Origin of the sequence: Cyanobium sp. LEGE 06143 (assembly GCF_015207535.1) — a bacterium.
Classification (GTDB): domain Bacteria; phylum Cyanobacteriota; class Cyanobacteriia; order PCC-6307; family Cyanobiaceae; genus NIES-981.
The window spans coordinates 1-6,484 of the sequence record NZ_JADEWP010000146.1 but is presented as its reverse complement, the minus strand read 5'-3'; the positions used below and the strand labels follow the sequence as shown (position 1 = coordinate 6,484).

Below are 6,484 nucleotides of genomic sequence, written 5' to 3'. Positions count from 1 at the left end.
TCGCAGGTTGCTATGCAGTACGTGATCAGGAGATCAGTGTGCCTGTCGAGGGAAAGAATCGGCCAACATGGGCAGATTTTGGCACCCGAAAGGGTGAAATCAGCCAAGCCAACCTCAGATTCGCCAAACGTTGTTCATTCCGAGCAAATTCCAACCTTGGACCCACTTTCAGGGCTCGTTGCCCAGAGGCTCCCTAAGTCAACTAGAGTCATCGTCTCGGATTATGACGCCATAGTCCTAAAGGGCTTTGCTGCTTCGCTTGCATCCAGACTCCATAATCACGAAATCATGTTAACATGGGACTCTTCCAAGACTCCATTGAAAGATTTTCCAACCACACTTGATCTATTCTACAATGGAATTGCAGGGCAACCGTATTTAGCCATCAAAGCCGGATTTTCAGTATTTAGCAATACTCAGGGCTCTCAGCTTTTCCTTCGTCTCTTTAAGTTTTTTGTCCTTGGGCCAAAGCAAGAGCCAAGAAAACGAAGAATGTTTAACTTCTACTATGGCGACCAGCTTGGACTATTCTATACGGCCCAAACATTTAGAAACCATTTTCAAGAATTCTATTCCAGAATAACATGGGAAGACTACAGCGCCTCTGAACTCGTTGGGAATGAAGCTGCAGCCCCCAAGCATTTCTTCTACCCAAAAGGAGGGGGGTCTTTTTCTGCCATTGAGAACGTCTTAAACAGTAGCAAATTGCTATAGGATGCCAGATGCCTTCTCATGGTTCATTGGGACAATTATAAATGTTATGCATAAGACAGTATTGCATGATTGCTTCCCGAAGCTCTTTATACGGGTTTTCACTATTGGGGTAGAGGCTATCTAAATATGAGAGCTTAGTCAATGAGTGCTTCATCTGCCGAACCTTGCTTGCAGCTTTATACTGATGGTCGGGCCGTCTTTTCACCCTCCCCCCCTTGCGCCTGGGCTCTGCCATGTCCATTATAATGTTAAGTGGCATATTGAGTAGATCAATATGCCGTACAAGCGTGAGGTCAAGTCTCCTCTTATGAAAATATTGATATATACACTTCGGCGAGGCATGGAAGAAGAATGACTTTTCAGGGTGCATGCGGAATATGTACCTTTGCTGTGCAAGGTACTCTGGAAGGGACAGGAGCTGCATATGCTTATTTCTCCGCCAGTGCTGGATCTCTAGAAATCTGCTCGCCAAATAGCCTTCGGCAGGCTGTCGATAAGCCACTAGAAATCTAATGCGAGAGGCCAGCCTAGTCTTGCTTAATACAGACAGAGGCAGATCATACATGCTGAAGGGAAAGATTTCGGGTGCTTGCGTGCTCTGACACCCCAAGAGGCTTTCGTTGCTATATAAGTACAGCTGACTTGACTCAACACAAGGCAATATTAGTTTGTCTAGCTTAATGTCTAAATTTGGTAATTTCCCGAATGGCGAGCGAGAACCAAGTATTGCAACTTCAGAAAGCAAGCTGGCAGCACTTTGTGCGTATAAGTCTCTCGTTGGCACTTCATTCGCCTTCGAGCCTTTACCAAGATAGGCTATTCCCTTAAGGTGTGGAAACACAGTCTCCTGGAGGGAAGTAGTACCTGTTTTGAAGACACCACAATGAATGATCAGCATCTTGTCCTTCAGGGTGTCTGAACGCCTCCCTTGTTCTCAGAGTGTATTTGAGCTTATGGGTTACTGGGTTGCCTCAAGATATTTACGCTGCTTCATGGGCCGTGTCCCAGCAAATTGTGTAACTCAGGAGGGGCCGCTCCGGCGTAGCAGCTGCTGGCGGCTCAGCGCGTTAAGCGTCAGTCGGATCAACAGTGATGCAAACATCACGGCACTGTTAGCGAGGCCGCGACACCAGCATGAGCCGAACCCCTCCAGAAACTTGGAATCAGATTGCCTGTCGGATATCCCTAATAGGACTTGAATGCCGTTGCTCTGGCTCTCAACGGCCGACCACGAAAACACTGGGATGACGAACACAAGCAGAGGCTCTTGCTGAGCACCCACTCTGAACCATTAAACAGGTATTGCACATATCGGGGTTAGATCCGCTCAACGCCGAGCTACCGGCTACCACGATCTGCTGATAAAACATGAGCCTCCGCAGCATATCTGCCAATGACTGCTACGGGGATAATGCAGCAATAGAGATCTTCATCTTCGCCCTCGTACTTGATCTGGATCTTGATGAGGATCGAGAAGTACTGATCTCTTCCCAGCAGCTCCAGCGTGATCTGGCTTTCTGGATCGAGGGCCTGACAAGCGAGAGTACTTCCACTCAACGATGGACTAGATTAGTCCAATCGATTACGAGCAGTAGTTCATCACTGTCCCTAGAGTCAGCACGGTGAGACTTTGATCGATAATCACGAATTCAGGAAACCCCTAACTGCTGATCTCGCCCTGGTAGAGCGACAGATCAAAAAGGACGTAGTCTGGTACCGACTGTTGCCCGTGCCGCCTGGTGAATCTGGAAGGCGATGCATAGTGATGTCATCGAATTAGCATTCCTTCTGGCATGGCCCCCACCCGATCCCGTCGCCCATGCGCCATCTGTCTTCTTCACGAAGATGCCGCCAGCGTCATTGCCTACCAAATCGCCCGCTCCGACCTCTGGCTGCTGCGGCACCATCCCAATCCAGCTCCCCTGCCCGGCTGGCTGCTGCTCGATGCGCGCCGCCACCTGGCCGGACCGCTGGAGTTCAGCGACAAGGAAGCTCTTAGCTGGGGCCATGCCGTGCGGTATGCAAGCCAATTAGTGCAGAGGCTCACAGGCTGCGACCGCGTGTATGCCATCGCCTTTGGAGAAGGGGCACCACACCTGCATCTACATCTCATCCCCCGCCAAGTCTCGGATCTACATACTGCTGCGTGGAGCGTAGCAGACCAATACCGGTTAGTGGCTGAGAATAAACGGCCGGCGGCCGATCCAGGGCGTGTGGGCGAACTTGTGGCCCGCGGCCGAGAATACGTCGAGAGTGACCGGTCGTGGCTGGATATCCCATCATAAAGCTACTGCTGCAGATTGACATCAGGACCCGCTCAGGCCATGAGATCTGGCGTGGATGAGCTATGAATCGAAGGTATGGCTATAAGCATGTTATGCGTGGATCGCCCCCGGGTTCCTCGCCTGCCTTGCCCCTTTAATGAGATTTCGCCGTTACGTCGTTCTCTGGGCCTTGGCTTCAGTGAAGCCAATCACACTGTAACTTTGGAGATGGTGGCTTGACTTAGGGAGACTCTGGAAAATCCAACTCACCTGCGGGACAACGGCCCCTTGATCCTATGCAAGGACTGGGTTGATAGGCTGTAAAAAGCTCGGCTTCTCTGATTACGAGCAGACCACCGCCTAGAAGCAGACCAACTGGAAGAAGTTGCTGTCGGAGATGAAGGCTATGGTTCCCTGGTAGGCACCGATTGAGCTGATCTAGCCCTGTTACCCAAAAACGAGCAAGTAGGGCAGAAGGCCTCCGTACCCGCTGGCAACCATGCTGTGGATTCACCTGCTGCAGCAGTGTTGTTTACTCAGTGATCCGGCAATGCAAGAGATCCTAATTGAGGTACCTACCATGCGCCGCTTTGCCGGGATCGACCTGATCAGTGAACGGTCGCAGTGAGGGTTAGATCGATTGTGAGCTGGCACATGCCGTGCTGACCCCGCCCCTCCCTACCACTGGTTCGGGTTCCAGGTTCAGCCGTTGCTCTCACGCCAGCCGTCCTTGTGCAGGGCTGCCAGGGCTCCACGGCTCTCCAGCAGCGCCTCCGCCAACTCCCGCACAGCGCCATTGCCTCCATGACTACGCAGCACCCAATCGGCCCGCTGGCGCAGGCCCCGGGCGGCATCTGCCGGCGCCACCAACAAGGCGGTGGCCGGCCGAACTGCCAGATCGTTGAGGTCGTCGCCGATGAAGGCCGTGGCCTCCCGGCCGCGGTCCAGCTCAGCCTGCAACTCGCGCAGCCCCAGCAACTTGTCGCCCACCTCGGCGCGGCAATGGCGGATCTGCAGATGGCGGGCCCGATGCTCGATGGCACCGCGGCGGCCGCCGCTGAGCAGAGCCACTTCAATACCGGCGCGCTGCAGCATGCGGATCGCCAAGCCATCGCGCACGTTGAAACGCTTGGTCACGCTACCGCTGGCTTCGTAATAGAGGCCGCCATCAGTGAGCACCCCGTCCACATCGCACACAAGCAGCTTCACAGCGGCCAGCCTCGGGCCGATTGCCACACGCTGGATCCTGGAGCGCAGGGCCTGCAAAGGAGCGGCCATGGAGGTCAATAGGTGCTCACGGCCAGGTCGTCCTGCACCACGGCGCGCAGCTCCATCAGCTGGCGCAGCAGGGCTTCCAGGCGATGCAGGGGCACCATGTTTGGCCCATCACTGAGGGCCTGGTCAGGGTCGGGGTGAACCTCCATGAACAGCCCATCCACCCCAGCCGCCACCGCCGCCCGGGCCAGAGGCGCCACGAACTCCCGCTGACCACCGGAGCTGGTGCCGCGGCCGCCCGGCTGCTGCACGGCGTGGGTGGCATCGAAGATCACCGGGCAGCCCAACGCCTGCATCTGGGGCACGCTGCGGTAGTCCACCACCAGGGTGTTGTACCCGAAGCTGGAGCCCCGCTCGGTGAGCCAGAGGCGGCCGCTTTCGGGCGTCAAACCGCCCTCGCCCAGCTTGTTCACCACCTGGGCCATGTCCCACGGTGCCAGGAACTGGCCCTTCTTCACGTTCACCACCTTGTCCGTGCCGGCCACGGCCTGGGCAGCGGCCTCAAGCAAATCGGTCTGGCGGCAGAGGAAGGCGGGGATCTGCAGCACGTCTACCGCTTCGGCGGCGGCGGAGGCCTGGTGGCTCTCGTGGATATCGGTGAGCACAGGGATCTCCAGCTGCTGTCGCACCTCTTTCAGGATCCCCAGGCCCTCCTCGGCCCCGGGCCCGCGGAACGAGCTGCCCGAGCTGCGATTGGCCTTGTCGAAGCTGGCCTTGAAGACATAGCTGATGCCCAACTCGGCGCACATTTCGCTCACTCGCTCGGCCACCTTCAGCACCAGATCTCGGCTCTCGATCACGCAGGGTCCGGCAATCAGGCGGAAGCTCATCAGGAGGGTGGCAAAGGGATTTAGCTGGGGGAGGTGGCCGAGGCACTGAAGCCGGCCTTCACCAGATCATGCAGCCGCAGCAGCCCCTCCAGGCGCAGGGGGGCCTGCAGCGACACCACCGGCAGCACCGAAATCGCCTTACGGCGATTGCGCTCCATCAGCTCCAGGGCCTCGGCGGCCAGAACCTCGGGGGTCACGGTGATCGGATCCCTGGTGGCCATCTCAGCGGCGGTGATCCGGTCCCAGTCCCCCGGGCCATAGCGCTGCAGGGTGCGGCGCAGGTCACCGTCAGTGATCAGCCCTGCCAGCTTGGAAGGATCACTGCCGTGCACCCAGCTGGCCCCGAGACTGCCCAGCCCAGGACTGCCCTCAGTGAGGTGGGCGATCACCACTGGCAGACGCGCTTCCGGATGCAGGGCCTGAATCTCGCCGACGGGCACCATCAGGTCTCCCACTGTGAGCGTGAGGCGCCTGCCAAGGGAGCCGGCCGGATGGTTAATGGCAAAGTCCACCGGCGAAATGCCGGCCCGCTCCATCCACACCGCCGCCAGGGCATCCCCGATAGCCATGGCCACGGCCGTGCTGGCGGTGGGGGCCAGGTTGAGGGGGCAGGCCTCCCGGTCCACGGCTCCGTCAAGAACGAGATCGCAGCCGCGGGCCAGGCTTGACTTCTGCCGTCCCACCAGGGCAATGCGGCTGGTGCCCCGCCGCTTCAGGTGGGGAAGGATGGCCAGCAGCTCATGCGTCTCTCCGCTGTTGGAAAGCAGCAGAGTCACATCATCTGAGGCCACGATGCCCAGGTCACCGTGTAGGGCGTCCACGGGGTTGAGGAACACCGCCGTTAGACCAATCGAAGAGAAGGTGGCGGCAATCTTGCGAGCCACGATTCCGCTCTTGCCCACGCCAGTGACGATCAGCTTGCCCCGGCGCTGCCGGCAGCTCTCCAGCAGCTCCAGCGCAGCCTCCACCTGCTGGGGATCGAGGCGATCGGCGGCCGCGGCGATTGCAGAGGCCTCCTCCTGCAGGCAGCGGGTAAGGGCGGACAAGGGCAGCACGGGAATTGAAGTCATTCTTCCAGCACCGCTCAACCAAGCTCCCTTCAACCCAGCACCCTCCCCACCAGAGCAGCAGCCGGGAAGCCCGCCCGGCGCAGACTTCCCACGGCGGCCTCTGCCGCCTGCCCCGGCACGGCCGCCAGCAGGGGGCCGCAGGTCTGGGGATCGATCAGCAGGGCCCGCAGTGCCGTCTCCTGGGCCGCGCTCCCTGGGCCAGCCCCCTCGCCAGACTCAAGGCGCACCGGCCCCGCCAGCAGCTCCAGGGCGCTGGCGTTGGCCGGCGCCAGGCTGCTGGCATGGCCCTGCTGCAGCAGCTCCAGGGCCCCCGCCAACGGTGGGATAGACC

General features: G+C 58.5%; 6 protein-coding genes and 2 pseudogenes. 3 read left to right on the top strand and 5 right to left on the bottom strand.

Annotation, left to right across the window (positions count from 1 at the left end; all coding sequences use genetic code 11):
* A partial coding sequence (locus IQ216_RS10370; RefSeq protein WP_228007387.1) for a hypothetical protein occupies window positions 1–714 on the top strand: 714 nt, incomplete at its 5' end.
* A 16-nt stretch (window positions 715–730) separates the two neighbouring features.
* On the opposite strand, the gene IQ216_RS10365 is transcribed toward IQ216_RS10370, so the two are convergent.
* Entirely contained in the window at window positions 731–1,612 is an 882-nt protein-coding gene (locus IQ216_RS10365; RefSeq protein ID WP_193815412.1) for a hypothetical protein, read from the bottom strand.
* Window positions 1,613–2,507: 895 nt separating this feature from the next.
* Between IQ216_RS10365 and IQ216_RS10360 the strand changes: the two genes are divergently transcribed.
* Both IQ216_RS10360 and IQ216_RS14290 read left to right on the top strand, forming a co-directional pair.
* Window positions 2,508–2,999 carry an HIT family protein gene (locus IQ216_RS10360; RefSeq protein WP_193815411.1) on the top strand — a complete coding sequence of 164 codons (492 nt, stop codon included), beginning with the start codon at window positions 2,508–2,510 and terminating at the stop codon, window positions 2,997–2,999.
* A 454-nt stretch (window positions 3,000–3,453) separates the two neighbouring features.
* Window positions 3,454–3,600, top strand: a pseudogene (locus IQ216_RS14290) (transposase); the annotation flags it as partial.
* 80 nt (window positions 3,601–3,680) lie between these two features.
* Here the strand turns inward: IQ216_RS14290 and IQ216_RS10350 are convergent.
* From IQ216_RS10350 to IQ216_RS10335, 4 genes and pseudogenes are all read right to left on the bottom strand, one after another.
* Window positions 3,681–4,256, bottom strand: coding sequence for an HAD family hydrolase (locus IQ216_RS10350; RefSeq protein WP_193815410.1), 576 nt, complete (start codon window positions 4,254–4,256; stop codon window positions 3,681–3,683).
* A gap of 5 nt (window positions 4,257–4,261) precedes the next feature.
* The gene (kdsA, locus tag IQ216_RS10345; RefSeq protein WP_193815409.1) at window positions 4,262–5,083 is read right to left on the bottom strand and encodes a 3-deoxy-8-phosphooctulonate synthase; all 822 of its coding nucleotides are present in this window, start codon (window positions 5,081–5,083) and stop codon (window positions 4,262–4,264) included.
* 20 nt (window positions 5,084–5,103) lie between these two features.
* Window positions 5,104–6,153, bottom strand: a complete 1,050-nt coding sequence (locus IQ216_RS10340; RefSeq protein ID WP_193815408.1) for an SIS domain-containing protein — start codon at window positions 6,151–6,153, stop codon at window positions 5,104–5,106.
* Window positions 6,154–6,182: 29 nt separating this feature from the next.
* Window positions 6,183–6,484: pseudogene (locus IQ216_RS10335) on the bottom strand (hypothetical protein); the annotation flags it as partial.

What these genes read in the sequence shown, in the direction of transcription:
- IQ216_RS10365 (WP_193815412.1), bottom strand. Translation starts at nt 1,612, where the DNA reads ATGCTGATCATTCATTGTGGTGTCTTCAAAACAGGTACTACTTCCCTC.
- IQ216_RS10360 (WP_193815411.1), top strand. Translation starts at nt 2,508, where the DNA reads ATGGCCCCCACCCGATCCCGTCGCCCATGCGCCATCTGTCTTCTTCAC.
- IQ216_RS10340 (WP_193815408.1), bottom strand. Translation starts at nt 6,153, where the DNA reads ATGACTTCAATTCCCGTGCTGCCCTTGTCCGCCCTTACCCGCTGCCTG.
- IQ216_RS10350 (WP_193815410.1), bottom strand. Translation starts at nt 4,256, where the DNA reads ATGGCCGCTCCTTTGCAGGCCCTGCGCTCCAGGATCCAGCGTGTGGCA.
- kdsA (WP_193815409.1), bottom strand. Translation starts at nt 5,083, where the DNA reads ATGAGCTTCCGCCTGATTGCCGGACCCTGCGTGATCGAGAGCCGAGAT.